The 18,725-nt window shown below is 68.1% G+C and carries 18 protein-coding genes; 8 read left to right on the forward strand and 10 right to left on the reverse strand.

The features are described 5' to 3' along the window. Positions 1–21: 21 nt before the first annotated feature. The 4 genes from lptG to ACU4E7_RS07540 all read right to left on the reverse strand — a co-directional run bounded on the left by lptG (position 22) and on the right by ACU4E7_RS07540 (position 3,565). Positions 22–1,113: an LPS export ABC transporter permease LptG gene (lptG, locus tag ACU4E7_RS07525; RefSeq protein WP_238122323.1), complete on the reverse strand. Its 1,092-nt coding sequence runs from the start codon at positions 1,111–1,113 to the stop codon at positions 22–24. Between the two features lie 4 nt (positions 1,114–1,117). Beyond that, positions 1,118–2,281 (reverse strand): LPS export ABC transporter permease LptF, encoded by a 1,164-nt coding sequence (lptF, locus tag ACU4E7_RS07530; RefSeq protein ID WP_238122322.1) that lies wholly within the window; start codon positions 2,279–2,281, stop codon positions 1,118–1,120. Between the two features lie 161 nt (positions 2,282–2,442). Next, positions 2,443–2,808 carry an ArsC family reductase gene (locus ACU4E7_RS07535; protein ID WP_337927142.1) on the reverse strand — a complete coding sequence of 122 codons (366 nt, stop codon included), beginning with the start codon at positions 2,806–2,808 and terminating at the stop codon, positions 2,443–2,445. A gap of 67 nt (positions 2,809–2,875) precedes the next feature. Next, positions 2,876–3,565 (reverse strand): TetR/AcrR family transcriptional regulator, encoded by a 690-nt coding sequence (locus tag ACU4E7_RS07540; protein ID WP_447021143.1) that lies wholly within the window; start codon positions 3,563–3,565, stop codon positions 2,876–2,878. Positions 3,566–4,200: 635 nt separating this feature from the next. Here ACU4E7_RS07540 and ACU4E7_RS07545 point away from each other — a divergent pair. The 3 genes from ACU4E7_RS07545 (at position 4,201) to ACU4E7_RS07555 (ending at position 6,417) form a co-directional block, all read left to right on the forward strand. Further along, the gene (locus tag ACU4E7_RS07545) at positions 4,201–5,121 is read left to right on the forward strand and encodes a lipid kinase (protein ID WP_238122319.1); all 921 of its coding nucleotides are present in this window, start codon (positions 4,201–4,203) and stop codon (positions 5,119–5,121) included. A 22-nt stretch (positions 5,122–5,143) separates the two neighbouring features. Then, positions 5,144–5,884 (forward strand): TerC family protein, encoded by a 741-nt coding sequence (locus ACU4E7_RS07550; RefSeq protein ID WP_238122317.1) that lies wholly within the window; start codon positions 5,144–5,146, stop codon positions 5,882–5,884. A 146-nt stretch (positions 5,885–6,030) separates the two neighbouring features. After that, positions 6,031–6,417, forward strand: coding sequence for a hypothetical protein (locus ACU4E7_RS07555; protein WP_238122316.1), 387 nt, complete (start codon positions 6,031–6,033; stop codon positions 6,415–6,417). Between the two features lie 67 nt (positions 6,418–6,484). On the opposite strand, the gene ACU4E7_RS07560 is transcribed toward ACU4E7_RS07555, so the two are convergent. The 3 genes from ACU4E7_RS07560 to ACU4E7_RS07570 all read right to left on the reverse strand — a co-directional run bounded on the left by ACU4E7_RS07560 (position 6,485) and on the right by ACU4E7_RS07570 (position 10,328). After that, positions 6,485–7,774: an NAD(P)/FAD-dependent oxidoreductase gene (locus tag ACU4E7_RS07560; protein ID WP_447021144.1), complete on the reverse strand. Its 1,290-nt coding sequence runs from the start codon at positions 7,772–7,774 to the stop codon at positions 6,485–6,487. 75 nt (positions 7,775–7,849) lie between these two features. Continuing rightward, positions 7,850–9,253, reverse strand: a complete 1,404-nt coding sequence (locus ACU4E7_RS07565) for a glutamine synthetase family protein (protein ID WP_238122313.1) — start codon at positions 9,251–9,253, stop codon at positions 7,850–7,852. A gap of 226 nt (positions 9,254–9,479) precedes the next feature. Further along, a complete protein-coding gene (locus tag ACU4E7_RS07570) occupies positions 9,480–10,328 on the reverse strand; it encodes a DUF3108 domain-containing protein (RefSeq protein ID WP_447021145.1) in 849 nt (282 codons plus the stop codon). A gap of 367 nt (positions 10,329–10,695) precedes the next feature. Between ACU4E7_RS07570 and infC the strand changes: the two genes are divergently transcribed. Next, complete coding sequence (infC, locus tag ACU4E7_RS07575) at positions 10,696–11,220, forward strand: translation initiation factor IF-3 (protein ID WP_238122461.1); 525 nt, start codon at positions 10,696–10,698, stop codon at positions 11,218–11,220. Positions 11,221–11,370: 150 nt separating this feature from the next. Here infC and ACU4E7_RS07580 read toward each other — a convergent pair whose 3' ends face one another. Then, positions 11,371–12,054 carry a BA14K family protein gene (locus ACU4E7_RS07580; RefSeq protein WP_238122310.1) on the reverse strand — a complete coding sequence of 228 codons (684 nt, stop codon included), beginning with the start codon at positions 12,052–12,054 and terminating at the stop codon, positions 11,371–11,373. Positions 12,055–12,267: 213 nt separating this feature from the next. On the opposite strand from ACU4E7_RS07580, the gene ACU4E7_RS07585 reads away from it, so the two are divergent. Beyond that, positions 12,268–12,753 (forward strand): BA14K family protein, encoded by a 486-nt coding sequence (locus ACU4E7_RS07585; RefSeq protein WP_238122308.1) that lies wholly within the window; start codon positions 12,268–12,270, stop codon positions 12,751–12,753. A 76-nt stretch (positions 12,754–12,829) separates the two neighbouring features. Here the strand turns inward: ACU4E7_RS07585 and ACU4E7_RS07590 are convergent, their stop codons facing one another. Together ACU4E7_RS07590 and ACU4E7_RS07595 are read right to left on the reverse strand one after the other, a co-directional pair. Then, positions 12,830–14,443: a phosphoenolpyruvate carboxykinase gene (locus ACU4E7_RS07590; protein ID WP_447021146.1), complete on the reverse strand. Its 1,614-nt coding sequence runs from the start codon at positions 14,441–14,443 to the stop codon at positions 12,830–12,832. 188 nt (positions 14,444–14,631) lie between these two features. Next, positions 14,632–15,378: a HugZ family pyridoxamine 5'-phosphate oxidase gene (locus ACU4E7_RS07595; protein WP_238122305.1), complete on the reverse strand. Its 747-nt coding sequence runs from the start codon at positions 15,376–15,378 to the stop codon at positions 14,632–14,634. A gap of 277 nt (positions 15,379–15,655) precedes the next feature. Between ACU4E7_RS07595 and ACU4E7_RS07600 the strand changes: the two genes are divergently transcribed. From ACU4E7_RS07600 to ACU4E7_RS07610, 3 genes are read left to right on the forward strand one after another with little or no spacing between them, the layout of a single operon-like run. After that, positions 15,656–16,354 carry a response regulator transcription factor gene (locus ACU4E7_RS07600; RefSeq protein WP_238122303.1) on the forward strand — a complete coding sequence of 233 codons (699 nt, stop codon included), beginning with the start codon at positions 15,656–15,658 and terminating at the stop codon, positions 16,352–16,354. A gap of 43 nt (positions 16,355–16,397) precedes the next feature. Further along, positions 16,398–18,167 (forward strand): stimulus-sensing domain-containing protein, encoded by a 1,770-nt coding sequence (locus ACU4E7_RS07605; RefSeq protein ID WP_447021147.1) that lies wholly within the window; start codon positions 16,398–16,400, stop codon positions 18,165–18,167. Positions 18,168–18,199: 32 nt separating this feature from the next. Further along, positions 18,200–18,646: an HPr kinase/phosphorylase gene (locus ACU4E7_RS07610; protein ID WP_238122301.1), complete on the forward strand. Its 447-nt coding sequence runs from the start codon at positions 18,200–18,202 to the stop codon at positions 18,644–18,646. Positions 18,647–18,725 lie beyond the last annotated feature (79 nt).

Below are 18,725 nucleotides of genomic sequence, written 5' to 3' on the forward strand. Positions count from 1 at the left end.
CGGCGGGGTGCAGAGCGACCCTCATCCGTCCTCCCGATACAACAGAATGACAGCCCCCATAACAATTCCGGCTACTGCTGGAAACCACGCTGCAGCAACAGGATGAACGATTCCTGCATCACCGAGATCCTCGGCGAGCTTGGTCCCAACATAAAGCAGAAACCCTGCCGCCACGCCACCGAGAATCGTCTGGCCCACCCCGCCGAAGCGGAACACGCGCAGCCCCACCACTGCGGCGATCAGCACCATGGCCACCAGCAAAAGCGGCCGCGCCAACAGGCTCTGCAGCTGCAGCCGATAGCGAGTGGCGCCGAAGCCGGCCTGTTCTGCACTGCGAATAGCAGAGGGCAGTTGCCAAAATGGCACGGTCTCCGGCGCGATCAGCGAATCCTGCACCTGGGAGGGATCGAGATTGGTGGCGATCTCATAGGTGTCGAAGTGTTGCAGGTCCTGGCCCGGAATGAGCACGCGGGCGTCGCGCAGGATCCAGGCGCCCTCGCCCAGGGTGGCCGAGCGGGCCTCCACGCGCTCCATCAGCCGGTCGTGCCTGTCGAACTCGTACACCACCACCGTCGACAGCTGGCGCCCGCCCTGGGAAGAGGCGGCGGCCTGGATGATGGCCTGGCCGTCGACGCTCTGCTGGCGCACCCAGAAATCGTCCTTGCTTGGCCCCAGAAGGGTGCCCGATCCGCCGAAGATCTCGCTTTCCAGCTGGTTCGCCCGCTCCTTGAAATCGGCGGAGAGGGGATTGAACACGGTGGTGGCGAACACGCCGATGAGAAAGGCCACCAGCACCGGCGGGGCGATGAACTGCCAGACCGACAGCCCCACCGCGCGGGCCACCACCAGCTCCAGGCGGCGGGACAGCAGGACGAAGGTGGCGATGCCGCCGAACAGCACCGCGAACGGCAGCAGCTGCTCGGTGAAGGCGGGGGCGCGGTAAAGAGTCACCAGCGCCACCATGGCGGCGGAGACGTTCTCGCGGTCGGCGGTGCGCCGCGCCATCTCCAGGAAGTCCACCAGCATGATGAGGCCGACGCAGGCGAAGAAGATCAGCCCCACGGCGGCGGCGAAGCGCCGGGCGAAATAGAGGCCGAGGGTGCGCCCGATCATGGCGTCACGACGCTCCGCCGCGGGCCAGCCGCTGCTTCAGGGCCTCGAGCGGCCCGTGGGCCCAGGCCGGCATGGCGAACTGCAGCCGGTCGCTCAGCACCAGGGCGCACAGGGCCACCACGATCAGTGGGAAGATGTAGATCAGCGGTACCGCCAGGGCGTGGCTTCGCAACTGGCCGGCGATGGCGAAATTGCCGATCTGCACCGCTGCCATGGCGGGAATGATGGCGAGGAGCGCCATGCCGCGGCTCTGGCGGGTGGTGCGCGGCCGGGCCAGCGCCGCCGCGGCGATGGCGAAATAGGCCAGCGGATAGAGCCCCGCCGACAGGCGCTTGTGCAGCTCCTCCCGGAACCGGCCGGGGAAGAACTTCTGGAAGAAGTCGTCGGGGGCCGGGTTCAGGATGTAGGCGAGGGGGCGCTCGGTGGGCCGGATGGCGGTTTCCTTGCTGCTCGGCGCCAGCGAGGACAGATCGAGGGCGTAGCGCTGGAATTCCACCACGGAGGTGCTGTTGTTCTTGGCGTTGCCGGTGTTGCGGCGGTGGATGGAGCCGTTCTCCAGCACCAGGAAGGTGCCGGCCGGGCTATCCACGATCTGCCCGCGATCGGCCAGATAGGTGGAGATTTCCTTGTCGCGGGCGTCGTTGATGAAGATGCCCTGCATCACCCCGTTGGCGGCGCGCTCGCGGACATGGAAGATCAGTCCCGGGGTCAGGCTGATGAAGCGGCCCGGCTGGGCGACGAACGACACCACGTCGGCGCGCACCTTGGTCACCTGGTCGCGAAAGGCGGCGAGGCTGGTGGGCACGATGACGACGGCCAGAGCCGCGCAGAAGGCGGAGACCAGCAGGGCGAGGATGATCAGCGCCCGCAGCACCCGCCACGGGCTCATGCCGGCCGCCGCCATCACCACGATCTCGCTGTCGCCGTTCAGCTTCAGCAAGGTGTAGGCGGTGGCGATGAACAGGGCCGCCGGGGCGATCACCAGCACCAGCGTGGGCATGGTGAGGCTGGTGATGGCGATGAAGGCGAGGATCGTCTGGCCCTGGCTGGTGACGAGGTCGAGCTGGCGCAGCGCCTGGGTGGACCAGATCATGCCGGCCAGCACCACCACCACGCCGGCAAACGCGATGGCGGCGGTGGAGAAGATGTAGCGATCGAGACGGCCCATCAGTCATTCACCAGATGCACGGAACCGCCCGCTGCTCACGCATGCCAGTTTCAAGCGGGCCCTGGATAGCGGCAAGGCCCGGTCGGCGCAATTCACCCAGCGTTGCACGGTGAGCGTGTATCGCGGGCAGGCGGCAGCGCGCGGCAATGCGTTGGGCGGGCTCAAGCGGCGGTTCCGTTGAATGCGGTCTCGTAGTCCTGCGGCTTGAAGCCCACCAGCAGGCGGCCCTGGTGCTCCAGCACCGGTCGTTTGATCATGGAGGGCTGCGCCAGCATGAGGGCGATGGCCTTGTCGGCATCGAGGTCCGCCTTGTCGGCCTCGGGCAGCTTGCGGAAGGTTGTGCCGGCCCGGTTGAGCAGCACCGGCCAGCCCAGCTCCGCCACCCAGCCGGCGAGCCGCGCGCGGTCGATGCCCTGGGTCTTGTAGTCATGGAAGGTGTAGGCGACGCCATGGGCGTCGAGCCAGGTCCGCGCCTTCTTCATGGTGTCGCAGGCCTTGATGCCATAGAGGGTGCTGCCGTCGGCCACGTGGTCTTCCTTCAATCGCGCGTTCGCCGGAGCGGCGGGCGAGGGGCGTTGCCGCCCGATCTGCACGTCATTCCGCTCGACGTTTGGCGCCATAGGCGCTCATGAACATGTAGACGGCGCCCTTCACCACCTTGGCGGTGTGGGCGGGATCCGGCTGCTCCGCATTGCCCATCAGAATGGGCACGGTCACGCCGTCCTTGCACAAGGACAGGAACTGGCTGGCGGCCTGCTCGGCATCGGGAATGACGAGATCCCCCTGCTCGACGCGGGCGTTGAGATAGTCGGAGAGCCGGCGGATGCCCTGGCAGGGGCCGGCCTCGAAGAAGCGATGGGAGATCTGCGGAAACTTGCTGCCGATGGCGATCACGGTGCGCAGCGTGGCCATGTGCTCCGGCCGCACCATGGCGGCGATGAAGGAATGCCCGAGCTTGGTGAGCACCTTCTCCACGTCGGGCTCGTTGCGGTCCAGCACGAACATGCGTTCGGCGGTCTCGTTGCACTCGCTCGCCACCAGGGCGGCAAACAGGTCTTCCTTGTTCTGGAAGTAGACGTAGAGCGTGCCCTTGGAGACCCCGGCGGCGCGGGCGATGTCGCCCATGCTGGCGGCATCGAAGCCGCGCTCAAGGAAGACCTGGCGGGCGCCGGAGAGGATCTGGCGACGCTTCTCGGGATCCTGGCCCGCACCGGGCGAGCCCTCGCGCAGGTCGCACGCCTTGGCGTGGGCGCTGTCCGGGGCGCTGAGGTCGCTGGTGGTCACCTGTTCAAGTCCTCTTCGTTTCCGCCCGTTCTTGCGGCAGCGCGGGGGTTCACGCAAGTCCGCCCCGCAAGTCCGCCCCGCAAGTCCGCCCCGCAGGTCCGCCCCGCAGGTCCGCCCCGCGCTGGCGATGGACAGTCCTCCGCCCCGGTCAAAAAACTGACCGAACCGTTCGGTTCCCTCTTGCCATACCCAAAGAGCTGGTTTAAGTCAAAGTCAGTTCGACCGAACCGTTCGGTCAAATCCGTGGTTCCGCAACCCACGGACTGATCGGACTGAGGGAGGAGGGCACCGCCCCCGCTCTCCTCCCTCAAAATTCTTCGGCGAATCCGCAATTCCCCGCATTTCAGACCGTATCGCGCCGCCATTCGGACGCATGAGCGTGGGTGTGCCGCTGTCGCGAGATCAAGGCTGCGGCATCCTGCCACACCTGGCATGCCTTGGCGCAGGGGATGCAGACCCTACCTTGAGGCAGACCGATCCGGGCCCCTCTGGCGCGACGCTGCCGTCGCGTGATGTCGGATCGTGGTTTGCCGGGCATGAGCCTTCGGTGGTGCGCGCGCTGCAGTGCGGCGACCGCCGCCTGGTGTCTCCTCCCGGCACATCGCGTGACCCGAGGACCCAGGATCGAGCCGCCTATGACTGCACCGCCCTTGCGCCGGCGTGCGCTGCTTCTCATCAATCCCCGCGCCCGACAGGGCGACATGCCGCTGGACGCGGTGCGCGGTGCTCTGGCCGCCGGCGGCATCAGCCTCACGGACGGCGCTTGGCCGGGCGACGCCGGCGGGCCCAAGGGGCTCAGCGATCTGGTGCGGCACGCGGCGCCCCATCATGATCTGATCATTCTGGGCGGCGGCGACGGCACCCTCAATTCCGCGGCCGAGGGCCTGTTCGATACCCAATTGCCGTTGGGCGTGCTGCCCTTGGGCACCGCCAACGATTTCGCGCGCACCCTCGGCATTCCCACCGATCCGCTGGCCGCCGCACGGGTCATCGTCGCTGGCCGGCCGCAGGCCGTCGATCTCGGCGACGTGAACGGCCACCCTTTTCTCAACGTGGCCAGCGTCGGCTTCAGCGCCGATCTCGCCCGCGCCCTCACCGCCGACGCCAAGAAGCGCTTCGGCGTGCTGGGTTATGGGGTGGTGGCGGCCCGACTGCTCTGGCAGTCGCGGCTCTTCACCGCCTTCATCGAGCACGACGGCACGGTGGAAACCGTGCGCACCCTGCAGGTGTCGGTGGGCAACGGCCGCTACTACGGCGGCGGCATGGCGGTGGAGGCCAGCGCCACCGCCGACGACGGCCAGCTGGATTTCTACAGCCTGGAGGTGGCCCATTGGTGGCGCCTGCTGGGGCTGCTGCCCAGCCTGCGCCGCGGCACCCAGGGCCAGTGGGCCGATGTGCGGGCGTTCCGCACCACCGAAGTGGTGGTGCGCACCAGCCGTCCCCGCCCGGTGAACACCGACGGCGAGCTCGTCACCTTCACCCCCGCCCATTTCCGGGTCCGGCCCGGCGCCCTGCGCGTCTACGCGCCGGATGCCCCCGCCCCATTCCTGTTCTGACCCCCATTCGAGGCGAAACGTCATGGATTATCTGTTGCAGCTGGCCGCCGATCCCGGGGCCTGGGTGGCCCTGGTCACGCTCATCGCCATGGAGGTGGTGCTCGGCATCGACAATCTGATCTTCATCTCGATCCTCACCAACAAGCTGCCGGCGCAATATCGCGCCAAGGCGCGCCGCATCGGCATCGGTCTGGCGCTCATCCTGCGCCTCGCGCTGCTGGGCACCGTGGCCATCATCGTCACCCTCACCACGCCGGTCATCACCGTGTTCGGTCACGGCTTCTCTTGGCGTGACATCATTCTGCTGGCCGGTGGCCTGTTCCTGGTGTGGAAGGCCACCAAGGAGATCCACCACAATGTGGATCCCCACCCCAACGACGACATGTTCGATTCCAAGGTGTCCCTGGGCTTCGTCGCCGCCATCGCCCAGATCCTGATGCTGGACCTCGTCTTCTCCGTCGACAGCATCATCACCGCGGTGGGCATGACCGAGCATATTCCGATCATGATCATCGCCGTGGTGGTGGCGGTCACTTGCATGCTGCTGGCCGCCGGACCCCTGGCCCAGTTCATCGAGGCCAACCCCACGGTGGTGATGCTGGCCCTCGGCTTCCTCATCATGATCGGCATGACGCTGATCGCGGAAGCCTTCGGGGCCCATGTGCCTAAGGGCTATGTCTATGCCGCCATGGGCTTTTCCGCGGCCATCGAGGCGCTCAACATGGTGGCGCGCAAGCGCCGCGCGCGGCTTGAGCAGGGCTGATGCGGGGCCGATGCGGGGTGGCCGCGCGTGTCGCGGCCGCCACCCCTTGCGACAGCGGTAACCCTGGGTTCTAAAGGGAGGCCGCCGTCGCCGCGGTTGCCGGCCGAGGACCCACCCGGCCGGCTGCAGACGCAAGAGGTCAGCTCATGGGCACCATTCTTTCCCGCATGTTCGCGGTTCCCGGGCTTGCGGCGCGCCGCGCCACCATGGTGGCCGCCGCCGCGATGGGGGCGGGGCTGCTGGCCGCGCCGGCGGCGCAGGCGCAGACCTGCCTGGAGCAGATCGTCGTCGTCCAGCAGCAGTTGAAGAACCAGGTTCCCCAGACCCGGCAGCCGCCGGCGCAGCAGCAGAGTGTCGCCGCGCAGGATGCCCAGCAGCCGACGCCCGGCTCGCTGGCGGCGGCGGGCGTCACGCAGCCGGAATCCGGGCCACTGGGGGCGCTCAACGCGGCGATGAACCTGCAGGCCGCCGGCGATGAGGCGGGCTGCCTGAAGGCGCTGGCCGAGGCCCGCCGCCTGGGCGGGCTCGACTGAGGACGGTTGGACGACGGAGGTCTGCACGGGGCGGGCCCAAGGCGGGCCCAAGGCGCGCCGTCACGCCCTAGAGGCGGTCGCGCAGGGCGTAATAGCTGAGGCCGGCCACCAGCAGCGGGTAACGCAGGGCGGTGCCGCCGGGAAACCGCGGCACCGGCAGCTTTTCCAGCAGGTCGAAGCGTTCGATCTGCCCGCGCACCGCTTCGGCGAGGATCTTGCCGAACAGCGGCGCCAGCGCCACGCCATGGCCGCTGTAGCCGGCCGAGACCAGCACGTGGTCGGACATGCGCCGCACGAACGGCAGCCGCGTCAGGGTGATGCCCAGCACCCCGCCCCAGCCGTAGTCGATGCGCACGTCGGCGAGCTGGGGAAACACCCGCAGCATGAACGGCCGCACGAATTGCGGCACATTGCCATGCAGGTTGCGGCGATAGCTTTCGCCGCCGCCGAACAGCAGCCGGCCATCCCGCGACAGGCGGAAATAATTCACCACGAAGCGGCTGTCGGCCACCGCCGCGCCATCGGCGATGATGCCGGCGGCGCGCTCTCCCAAGGGCTCGGTGGCGGCAATATAGTTGCAGATGGACATGACATGCTCGTCCACCCGGTGGTCGAGCCCGTCCATGAGGCCATTGCCGCATTCCAGCAGGAATGAGGCCTTCACCGTGGCGCCGGTGTCAGTGGTGAGGGTGACGCCGTGCCAATCCTCGAAGCCCGACACACGGGTGTGCTCGTGGAGGCGCACCCCGGCCCGGGTGCAGGCGGCGGCGAGGCCCAAAGTGAAATTGAGCGGGTGGAGATGGCCGCCCCCATGGTCGTAGACGCCGCCATAATAGCCGGGCGAGCCCACCAGCGCCCGCACCTGCGCTTCGTCGAGGGGCTCCATGGCGTCATAGCCATAGGTGTCCTGCAGGTGGCGGGCATAGGCGTGGCTCTCGGCCACGTAATGGCGCTTGTGATCGGCCAGGATCAGCCCGTCGGTGAGGTCGCAGGAGATGTTGTGCCGGGCGATCAGGTCGCGCAGCAGGGTTTTCGAGTCCTCGGCGAGCTCCCAGAGCTTGCGGGCATCGTCGAGGCCCAGTTCCGCTTCGAGATAGTCCTGGTGGCGGCGCTGGCCGGAATGGATCTGCCCGCCGTTGCGGCCCGACGCGCCGGAGCCCACCTGCGAGGCCTCCAGCAGCACCACGTCGAAGCCCGCTTCCGCCAGATGCAGCGCCGCCGACAGACCAGTGTAGCCGCCGCCCAGCACGCACACATCCGCCCGGGTCTCGCCCTGCAGCGCCGGATAGGACGGAATGGCGTTGGCGGTGGCCACATACCAGGATGCGGGATGCGCCATGGGGCGGGGGGACGACATGGTCTGCTCCGTGCTGTGGCGTCCGCGCAGGCGTGAGGCCGGGGGCGCGCGGGGGAGGCCGCCGCGCGCCGTGGCTCACACGTTCAGCAGCAGATATTCCCGCTCCCAGGGCGAGATCACGCGCATGAAGGTCTCGAACTCCGCCTGCTTCACCGCCGCATAGGTGGCGACGAAGCGCTTGCCGAGCACCTCCGCCAGGGGCTCGGCCTCCTCAAATGCCGCCACCGCCTCCAGGAGGCCGCGGGGCAGGTCGAAGTCGAGGTCCTTGGCGTCGCCCTCCAGCGGATCGGTGGCGCGCAGCCCCTCGACCATGCCCAGGTAGCCGCAGGCCAGCGAGGCGGCGATGACGAGATAGGGGTTGGCGTCGGAGGACGGCACCCGGTTTTCCACCCGGCGCGCCGCCGGGGTGGAGGGCGGCACCCGGAGGCCGGCGGTGCGGTTGTCATAGCCCCACTGCAGGTTGATGGGGGCCATGGAATCGCGGGTGAGCCGCCGGTAGGAATTCACATAGGGCGCCAGGATGCACATCACCGCCGGCAGATACTTCTGGTGGCCGGCAAGGAAGGAGAAGAATTCCGGCGTCGGATCCCCCTCGTCGTCGGAGAAGATGTTCTTGCCGGTCTGGGTGGAGATCACCGACTGGTGGATGTGCATGGCGCTGCCCGGCTCGTTGGCGATGGGCTTGGCCATGAAGGTGGCGTAGATCTTGTGGGCGAGCGCCGCCTCGCGGATGGTGCGCTTGAACAGGAACACCTGATCGGCCAGCACCAGCGGATCGCCGTGACGCAGGTTGATCTCCATCTGCGCGGCGCCGTCCTCGTGGATCAGGGTGTCGATCTCGAGCCCCTGCGCCTCCGAATAATCGTAGATGTCCTCGAACAGCGCGTCGAACTCGTTCACCGCCTGGATCGAATAGGACTGGCGGCCGATCTCCGGGCGGCCGGAGCGGCCCACCGGCGGCTTCAGCGGATAGTCGGGATCGGTATTGGGCTCCACCAGATAGAATTCGATCTCCGGCGCCACCACCGGCTTCCAGCCCTTGGCGGCATAGAGATTGATGATGTGCTTGAGTACGTTGCGCGGCGCGATCTCCACCGGGCGGCCGTCACGATGGAAGGCGTCGTGGATCATCTGGGCGGTGGGGTCCTGGGCCCAGGGCACCGAGCACAAGGTGGAGAAATCCGGCTCTAGCACCAGGTCGCTGTCGGCCACCACCGAATCCACCAGCCCCTCATAGGAGGGGTATTCGCCGGAGATGGTCTGCAGGAACACCGACAGCGGCAGGTTCATCACCGGCGAGGAGAAGAATTTCGAGGCCGGCATGATCTTGCCGCGGGCGACGCCGGCAAGATCCGGCACGGTGCACTCGATCTCGGTGATCTCCCGCGCCGCCATCCAGGCCTTGGCCTCGCTCAGGGAGGCGGCCCCGTGGGGCGCGTCGGCCGCATGTTTGCCCGCCAGCTTGCTGCGTTTCGACATGATGTCCTCAAGCGTGACCTGCTCACGCCTCCCAAGGGAACACCGGCCGCCCCCGCAGTGTCAACGCGGGCTCATGCGAGGGCTGGAATGTCCCGGTGGCGGCCGTGCGGAACGGGCCACGAACGAATCACGATCGAATCGCGCGGGGCCCACGGTTCGCCTTTCGCCCCCTACTAGCGCTAGTAGGCCGGGGCCGGCGGTAGCCGATTCCTGTGGATCAGCGCGGTCAGGGCTTGGTGGCGCTCGCCGGCACCGGCGCGTCCTTGGCCTTGGCCTCGAAATTGGTGGCCTGGAACAAAGCGGTGCCGATCATGGTCGCCACCGACACCTTGAACGGCGCCATCAGCCGGGTGCCCTCGATGGGCACCAGCCAGACGAACATGTCCTTGTTGTCCTGCATGTAGCGCACGGTGTAGCGGCTGGGGCGATGCCCGGCGACCGGCTTGTAGCGCACAGAGCAGACCACGGCGGGCCCCTTGTAGCCGGTTGCCTTCACGGTCTCGGTGCGCAGGTAGGAGAGCGTGATGTCGTAGCGCTGGCGCCCGTCGAACACCGGCACCGAGCGATCGCACGCGGCGGCGGACAGAAGGTCGGCGGTGCCCGGCACATAGACGAAGGCGCCGCTCATGGGATCGATTATGTTCTGCAGCGTGGTCTTGGTGAGCGGCACCCGATCGGGCAGGGGCTTGAGCGGCGGCTCGATTTCCATTTCTGCCAACGCGCCGCTGGTCATGGCGAGGCGGGCGAGCTCCTTCTTGCCATCCGCCTCGGCGTTGAGGGCGTAGACCCGGGGCACCATCTTGTCGCCGTTCAGGGCGCCGCGGGCCGCCGCCACCCCCTTGCCCGAGGAGACGGCCCGCAGCACGCCGGTGATGCGGCCGGAGCCGGAGATTTCGTAGCCCTCGGCCCCGGCTTCCACCACCACCGAGGCGCGCCCCAGTTCCACGCCGCCGACGCTCAGCACGTATTTGGCGTCGAGCCGGCCTTCGGCGCAGGCCGGTGCGGCCCACATCGCAAGGGCGCCGGCGGCCAGCACGCCGCGGAAGAGACTGGAGGCGGAACCTGCGTCGATCATGTCTGTCACCGTGAATCCGGCAGCCCCGGGCGGGTGTGCCTTTCCGGATGCGCCGGAGCCATGCTCCCAGATGCGGGGGGAAGGCGGCTGAACTGTGGCTGCCGGGACTATGCCGCCAGCCGAGACCGCGCGTCCAGCGGGGGCGGAGCGGCAGGGTGTGGGCAAAGCGGTGCGCCAAACCGGGCCGAGGGTCCGGAAAATCCGCAAGGTCATTGACTTTCTGCCCGTTTATCCCGATCTTTCAGCCCTGCCCCAACCCTGGGTCCCGGCGACGGCCGGCCGATAAACGCGGCCGCCGCCCCACGAAGGACGGCCAGCGCTGGGGAAAGTGTTGATTGTTGAGGAGATCGAAGCCATTCGCCGCCCCATGAGACCCGTCGCGCCGGAGAAGGATGGACCGCGCGTCAATGAGGAAATCCGCATCCGCGAAGTCCAGTTGATCGACCAGGACGGCCAGAACCGCGGCGTGTTGGCTATCCGCGATGCGCTTGCATTGGCGCAGGAGGCCGGCCTCGACCTCGTGGAGATCGCTCCCAACTCGGCGCCCCCCGTCTGCAAGATCCTCGATTACGGCCGCTTCAAGTATCAGAACCAGAAGAAGGCCAGCGAGGCGCGCAAGAAGCAGAAGGTGGTCGAGGTCAAGGAGATCAAGCTGCGTCCCGGCATCGACGACCACGATTACGACGTGAAGATGCGCGCCATGCAGCGCTTCTTCGAGGAAGGCGACAAGGTCAAGGTGACGCTGCGCTTCCGTGGTCGTGAGATGGCGCACCAGGACATCGGCTACAAGCTGTTGCAGAAGCTGAAAGAGGATGTCACGGCCATCGCCAAGGTGGAGGCCGAGCCCATGCTCGAAGGCCGCCAGATGATCATGATTCTCGCTCCGCGCTGACGGAGCGCGCGGTCCGGTTTATCCGCACCCATGAAAAAGGCCCGAGGCGGCAGCGCCTCGGGCCTTTTCTTTTGCCATGCCGTTCGCCCCTGGGGCGCTGGGCCCATGGCCCGGGCGGCGGGCACCGCCGGGGCCATGGCTCAGGCCGTGTCACGGGCAGGGATGCTGCCGCCCGTCGTAGCCGGTGAAGGTCCCGGTGGAGGGATTGTAGGAGCGGTAGCGCTGCATGCAGTAGGCCACCGCGTCGTCATACACCGGCGCGCTGTTGGCGGCGGCCGCCGCGCCCAAAGCCAGGCCGGAGGCGACGCCGAGGGCGATCCAGGCGCCGGAATTGTTGTAATAGCCCCAGCCCCAGCCGGGACGATACCAGCCCCAGCCGGGATACCAGCGACCCGGTCCCCAGGCGCCGGGCGGCGGCCGCCAGCCCGGACGACCCCAGCCCGGGCCAACGGGACCCGGCCCCGGCCGCCAGCCGGGGCGATTCCAGCCCGGCCCCGGCCGATAGCCCGGCCGCACATGCGCATAATTGGGGCCGCGATACCCCGGACGACCGTAGACGGGCCGACCATAGGCGGGTCGGCCATAGCCCGGCCGTCCATAGGCGGGCCGGCCCATCCGCGGGCCATAGGCGCGCGCCGGCGCACGGGCCGGCCCCCTGTAGGCCCGTGCGGGGGCGCCGCCCCGCCACTCCACCGGCTGCACCGCGGCGCCGCGCGCCGTCTGATCGGTGAGCCCCAGGCGGAGCGCCTGCGCGCCCGCCGGCAACGGCGTAAACGACAGCAAGCCGGCCGCGACGGTCGCCGCCACCCATGCCACCTTCTTGATCCCGAGCATGATGTTTCACTCCCATCAGGCGTCGCTAACGTCAGGTCTCATTGTGTCAATTGTGGCGCCCGCTCAGCGTCGCGATGTGTCGAGAAAACGGCAATTGCGGCAATCGGTTCCGGCGACCGGCTGGCGATGATGAGCGGTTGCCATCTCCTTGCCCTCTCCATGGGGCATGAATCACCTCGGGCGGCGTTGCCGTCGTGCGAGAAGGAGAAGCGAATGCAGAAGAAAACGGCTTCCGCGGTCGGCATCGCCAGCAAGGCGATGGTGTGGACCCTCGTGGCCGGGCTCAGTGCCGGCGGCGTCACAATGAGCGCATCGCAGGCGGTGGCCCAAGGGTTGGCGAGCGGAATGGCGACGATGGGAGATCGCCAGGCCGATGTCACGCAGGTACAGGGGCCGCCGCCCGGCCGTTATCGTCCCGGCCCGCGTCCCGGCTGGAACCGTCCGCCGCCCCCGCCGCCGCACGGGCGCTGGGGCAATCCCTATTGGCGCAACGGGGGCTGGTATTATCGCAACAATTCCGGGGCCTGGATCGCTGCCGGCGTTGCGGGCATCGCTCTGGGCGCCGCCGCTGCGGCGGCCGCCCAGAATGCCCAGAACCAGCGCGATGCGGTGGCCTACTGCATGCAGCGCTACCGCTCCTACGATCCGCGCACCGGGACCTATCTCGGCTACGACGGCTATCGGCACCCCTGTCCGTGAGGATGACCCGGGGGCGGCTTGCCGCCCCCGGGTCCTACACGGGGCGCCATGACCCCGGTCCGCTTACACGGTGCGCCTACTCGGCGGCGATGCGCACCTGGGGCTGGGCATCGCGCACCGCGGCATCCACATGGGCCTCGAACTTCGCGAAATTGTCCTGGAACATGGCCACCAGCCGGCGCGCGGTGGCGTCGAACTCGGCCTTGTCGGCCCAGGTCTTGGCCGGCTGCAGAATGTGCGGCTCGATGCCCGGCACCGAGGTCGGCACCTTGAAGCCGAAATAGGGATCGGTGCGGACATCCGCATGTTTGAGCGAGCCGTCGAGCACGCCGGCAAGCAGTGTGCGGGTGACCTTGATGGGCATGCGCCGGCCCACGCCATATTTGCCGCCGGTCCAGCCGGTGTTCACCAGCCAGCAGTCGACCCCGTGATTGGCGATGAGATCGCGCAGGAGATTGCCGTAGACCGAGGGATGGCGCGGCATGAATGGGGCGCCGAAGCAGGTGGAGAAGGTGGCTTCCGGGTCCTTCACCCCCTTCTCGGTGCCGGCCACCTTGGCGGTGTAGCCCGAGAGGAAGTGATACATGGCCTCCGCCGGCGTCAGCCGGGCGATGGGCGGCAGCACGCCGAACGCATCGCAGGTGAGCATGACGATGTTCTTCGGCATGCCGGCGCGCCCGGTGGGGCTGGCATTGGGGATGAAATCCAGCGGATAGGCCGCGCGGGTGTTTTCGGTGCGGCTGCCGTCGTCGAAGTCGGGCACCCGGGTGACCGGGTTGAGCGCCACATTCTCCAGCACCGTGCCGAAGCGGTTGGAGGCGGCGAAGATCTCCGGTTCCGCCTCCGCCGACAGGCGGATGGTCTTGGCATAGCACCCGCCCTCGAAATTGAAGACGCCGCTCGGGCTCCAGCCGTGCTCGTCATCGCCGATGAGGGTGCGGCTGGTGTCGGCCGAAAGGGTGGTCTTGCCGGTGCCGGACAGGCCGAAGAACAGGCACACGTCCCCCTCCGCGCCCACATTGGCAGAGCAATGCATGGGCATGATGCCCTGCTGCGGCAGCAGATAATTGAGGACCGTGAACACCGATTTCTTCATTTCGCCGGCATAGGAGGTGCCGCCGATGAGCACGATGCCGCGCGAGAAATTGACCGCGATCACGGTTTCCGAGCGCACCCCGTGGCGCGCCGGATCGGCCTTGAAATCGGGCAGGTCGATGATGGTGAGGTCGGGCACGAAGCCGTCGAGCTCGGCCCGCTCGGGCCGGCGCAGCATGGTGCGGATGAACAGGGAGTGCCAGGCGAAGGCGGTATAGACGCGCACCTTGATCCGGCAGGCGGGATCCGCGCCGCCATAAAGATCCTGGGCGAACAGGGTCTTGCCTTCGGCGAGGGCGAGGAAATCCTGGTGCAGGGCGTCGAACTGGGCCGGGGTGATGGCGCCGTTATTGTCCCACCATACGTTGTCCTCGGTGGCGGCATCGCGCACCACGAACTTGTCTTTCGGGCTGCGGCCGGTGTGAACGCCGGTTTCCGCGGTCAGCGCGCCGCCGGAGGCAAGGTGGCCCTCAAGGTGTTCCAGAGCGTGCTCATAGAGCTGCGGCTCGGTCAGGTTCCAATGGATCCTGTTGACATGTTTCAGCCCGAAGGCCTCAGCGCCACAAGCGCTGTTGCGGTGACCAGTCTCCAGCACGGCGTTTCTCCATCATCGTGTTTTCCGGCTTGCTGCCGGCTCTTTATGGCGGCGTCGAGGCCCGCTCGGCCGCCGACGCTGCGCGCCCCGCGCCGGGGCGCGGGACGAACCTGTAGCGCCCCGCACCGCGGGCGCGCGACGACCCCGTGACACAGGGTCATAGAGATGGCGATGCCGGCGGAGAAAAATCAAGCGGCCTTGCTGCTGCGCGCCTGCTCCACCAGCGCCACCAGGTCCTTGCGCACCGCGCCCACGTCGGTCTTGCGGTCCGAGAAGGCGAGGCGCCGCACGCTCGGGCCGGAGGTGATCTCGAAGCCCTCGGGGTCCAGTCCCACCATCCGCCATGCGCCATCGGCGGCGCCGGCCAGCACGGTGGCATACAGGCTCACCGCGTCGGCGTGGTCGGCATTCATGTGCGAGACGATGCCCTCATGGGCCTCGCGCACCGCTTCGGCGCCGCTCCAGTCGGTCACCAGGGCGCTGCCGGGCACATCGATGATGCGGCCGAAGCCTTCGACCAGATGGGCGTGGTCGAGATCGATGCGGTAGAAGGCGAAGTCCTTGAAATCCGCATAGCCGGTGGCCGCCTCATGGCGGGCGAGGTAGCGCGCGCGCACCAGGGGATCCTCGGCGGCGGCGATCCGGCCGATGAGGCTGGCCCGCGGCGCGTTGAGCGGATCATCCGCCTCCGCCGCCGACACCAGCAGCGACACCCGCGCATCGCGGGCGATGTTCTGGGTGTGGCGGGCCAGCTGGGAGATCAGCAGGGTGGGGCGCCCTTCCGGATCGGTGCCCACCGCCACCAGCGACGCATAGGGCCCGCCATCGGCATCGAGGGTGGCCAGGGTGCCGAACCGCGCCTCGCGGATCAGGCGGCGCACCGTGGCGGCGGCGGTGTCGGCCACGGAAGGGGCTTCGGATGCGGTCTGTGTCACGGGCGTGGCTCCTCTGTCGCGACGGAGGATGGGGAAGGCCCTCCGCGATCGCAAGTGGAGGGGACGCCCGGCACGGTCGGGAGGGGTAACTATAGAGGTATTCCAATGCAAGGGCGGGGGCTGGAACGCCACGGAATGGTTGGAGTCTGGTGAGAATCTCGCTATTTTGCAGCCGTTGGCGCTTGAGTGTCACATTTCGGCCACGCGAGGCGGGTTCACCGGCGCGTTACGGCCGCGCAGAACAGCCGGTCATTGTGGACGGCTTGAAAGAGGTGTCATGCCCACCATCGCCCTCGTCGACGACGATCGCAACATTCTCACCTCGGTGTCCATCGCCCTGGAGGCGGAGGGGTATCGCATCGAAACCTACACCGATGGCGCCTCCGCCCTTGATGGCTTCAAGACCAATCCGCCCGATCTCGCCATCCTGGACATCAAGATGCCGCGCATGGATGGCATGGAGCTGCTGCGCCGGCTGCGCCAGAAGACCGACATGCCGGTGATCTTCCTCACTTCCAAGGATGAGGAGATCGACGAATTGTTCGGCCTCAAGATGGGCGCCGACGACTTCATCAAGAAGCCGTTCTCCCAGCGCCTCCTGGTGGAGCGGGTGAAGGCCGTGCTGCGCCGCGCCGGTGCCAAGGACGGGGTGGTCACCCGCGAGGTGGACAGCGCCAAGGTGCTGGAGCGCGGCAACCTGCGCATGGACCCCGAGCGCCACACCTGCACCTGGAAGGGTGAGCCGGTCACCCTCACCGTCACCGAATTCCTGATCCTCCAGGCCCTCGCCCAGCGGCCCGGCGTGGTGAAGAGCCGCAACGCGCTGATGGATGCGGCCTATGACGACCAGGTCTATGTGGACGACCGCACCATCGACAGCCACATCAAGCGCCTGCGCAAGAAGTTCAAGTCGGTGGACGAGAGCTTCGAGATGATCGAAACCCTCTACGGCGTCGGCTACCGCTTCAAGGAATGAATCCCTTTCCGGTCGCTCCGCGTCCTGATCGGCGGTACGCGCGATGACCGCCGAAGCCGAACCGCACGATGCGACCCCCGCGCCGGAGCGCGGCGGGCTGCTCGGCGCGCTGAGGCGCGCCCGCCGCTTCGTGGCCTTCAAGAGCTTCTCGTCGCTGACGCGGCGGATCGTTCTGTTGAACCTCGCCGGCCTCTGCGCCCTCGTCTCGGGCATCCTCTACCTGTCCGAGTTCCGCTCCGGGCTCATCGATGCCCGGGTGCAGAGCCTCCTGGTGCAGGGCGAGATCATCGCCGCCGCCATCGCCTCCTCGGCCCAGGTGGAGACCAACTCCATCACCGTGGACCCCGACCGTCTGCTCGAATTGCAGGCCGGCGAAAGCTATGGGCCGAGTGAAGAAGGCTTTGCGCCGCTTGAGTTTCCCATCAATCCGGAGCGGGTCGCGCCGGTGCTGCGGCGCCTGGTGGGCCCCACCGGCACCCGCGCCCGCATCTATGATCGCGACGGGCAGATGCTGCTCGATTCCCGTTCGCTCTACTCCCGGGGCGAGATCCTGCGCTTCGACGTCCCCTCCCCCAACGAGCCCCGCCCGGGGCCCCTGGAGCGGCTCTGGCGCGCCATACAATTGTGGTTCGCCCGCGGAGACTTGCCTGTTTACAAGGAGTTCGGGCCACAGGCCGGCAAGAGCTACCCGGAGGTGGCCATCGCCGCGCTCGGTGGCAAGGCCAGCGAGGTTCGGGTGGATGATCGTGGCCGGGTCGTGGTCTCGGTCGCGGTGCCGATCCAGCGCTTCCGCGCCATTCTCGGCGTCCTGCTGCTCTCCACCCAGGGCGGCGAGATCGACGCCGCGGTGCGGGCCGAGCGGTTTGTGATCGTGCGGGTGTTCCTGGTGGCCGCGGTGGTCATGGTGCTGCTCTCCGTGCTGTTGGCGGGCACCATCGCCGACCCGGTGCGCAAGCTGGCGGCCGCCGCCGAGCGGGTGCGGCGCCGCATCAAGACGCGGGTGGAAATCCCGGATTTCACCACCCGCGCAGACGAAATCGGCCACCTCTCGGGCGCCCTGCGCGACATGACCGGTGCCCTCTACAACCGCATCGAGGCCATCGAGAGCTTTGCCGCCGATGTCGCCCACGAGCTCAAGAACCCGCTGACCTCCCTGCGCAGCGCCGTGGAGACCCTGCCGCTGGCCAAATCCGACTCCTCGCGCGGGCGGCTGCTGGAGGTCATTCAGCATGACGTGAAGCGGCTCGACCGCCTGATCACCGACATTTCCGACGCCAGCCGCCTCGACGCCGAACTGCAGCGCCAGGAGGCGGTGGAGGTGGACCTCAAGCAATTGCTCGAGATGGTGGTCGGCATGGCCCAGGACGTGCGCAAGGACGACGGGGTGCGGGTGGCGCTGAGCTTCGAGCGGCCGCACGCCGGCGCCGCCGCTTTCCTGGTGCCGGGCCATGCCTCGCGGCTGGGGCAGGTGGTGGACAATCTGGTGTCCAACGCCCGCTCCTTCTCGCCGACGGGGGGCACCGTGAGCGTCGCCTGTCGCCAACTGAAGGACGGGGTGGAGATCACCGTCGACGATGAGGGGCCGGGGATCCAGCCCGATGCGCTCTCGCGGATCTTCGAGCGCTTCTACACCGACCGCCCGCACCAGGGGTTCGGCCAGAATTCCGGCCTGGGACTATCCATTTCCAAGCAGATCGTCGAAGCCCATGGCGGGCGGATCTGGGCGGAAAACCGCATGGTCTCGGCGCCGGACGGCGCCCAGACCGTGGCCGGCGCCCGGTTCGTCGTGCGCCTGCCGGCGGGCGAGCCATGACGGAGCCGGCGCCCCCGGAGCACGCCCCCCCAATGCACGCCCCTTCGGTGCACGCGACCTGCATCGCCCTTGGCGATCGCGGGGTGCTGATCCGCGGCCCGTCAGGCTCCGGCAAGTCGACCCTGGCGCTCCAGCTGCTGCTCGATCCGCCCCGCGCGTTGCCGCTCGCCGAGCTGGTGGCCGACGACCGGGTGCTGCTGCGCGCGGCGGCAGGGCGGGTGTGGGCGCGGCCGGTACCGGCGCTCGCGGGGTTGCTGGAGGTGCGTGGCCTGGGGGTGCGGCGGTGGCCCCACCGCGACAGGGTGTCGCTGTCCCATGTGGTGGATCTGGCCAGCCCACTGGCCGCGCGCCTGCCATCAGATGAGGCGCAAACCGTTCGCATCTGTGATGTCGCGCTGCCGTGCCTGCGTCCGGTGTGCCTTGAAAGTGCAGCATTGTTGCTGGCGGCGGCCTGGTGCAGTCAACCTTACGAAAACTAAATGTGCTTTTGTGCGTTGCACCCCTTGCGTAATTTTTGAGCCGCTCTGAATATGAATGTCCCGCAACGCGGGAGGCCTT

It is taken from the genome of Xanthobacter sp. ZOL 2024, assembly GCF_052932325.1.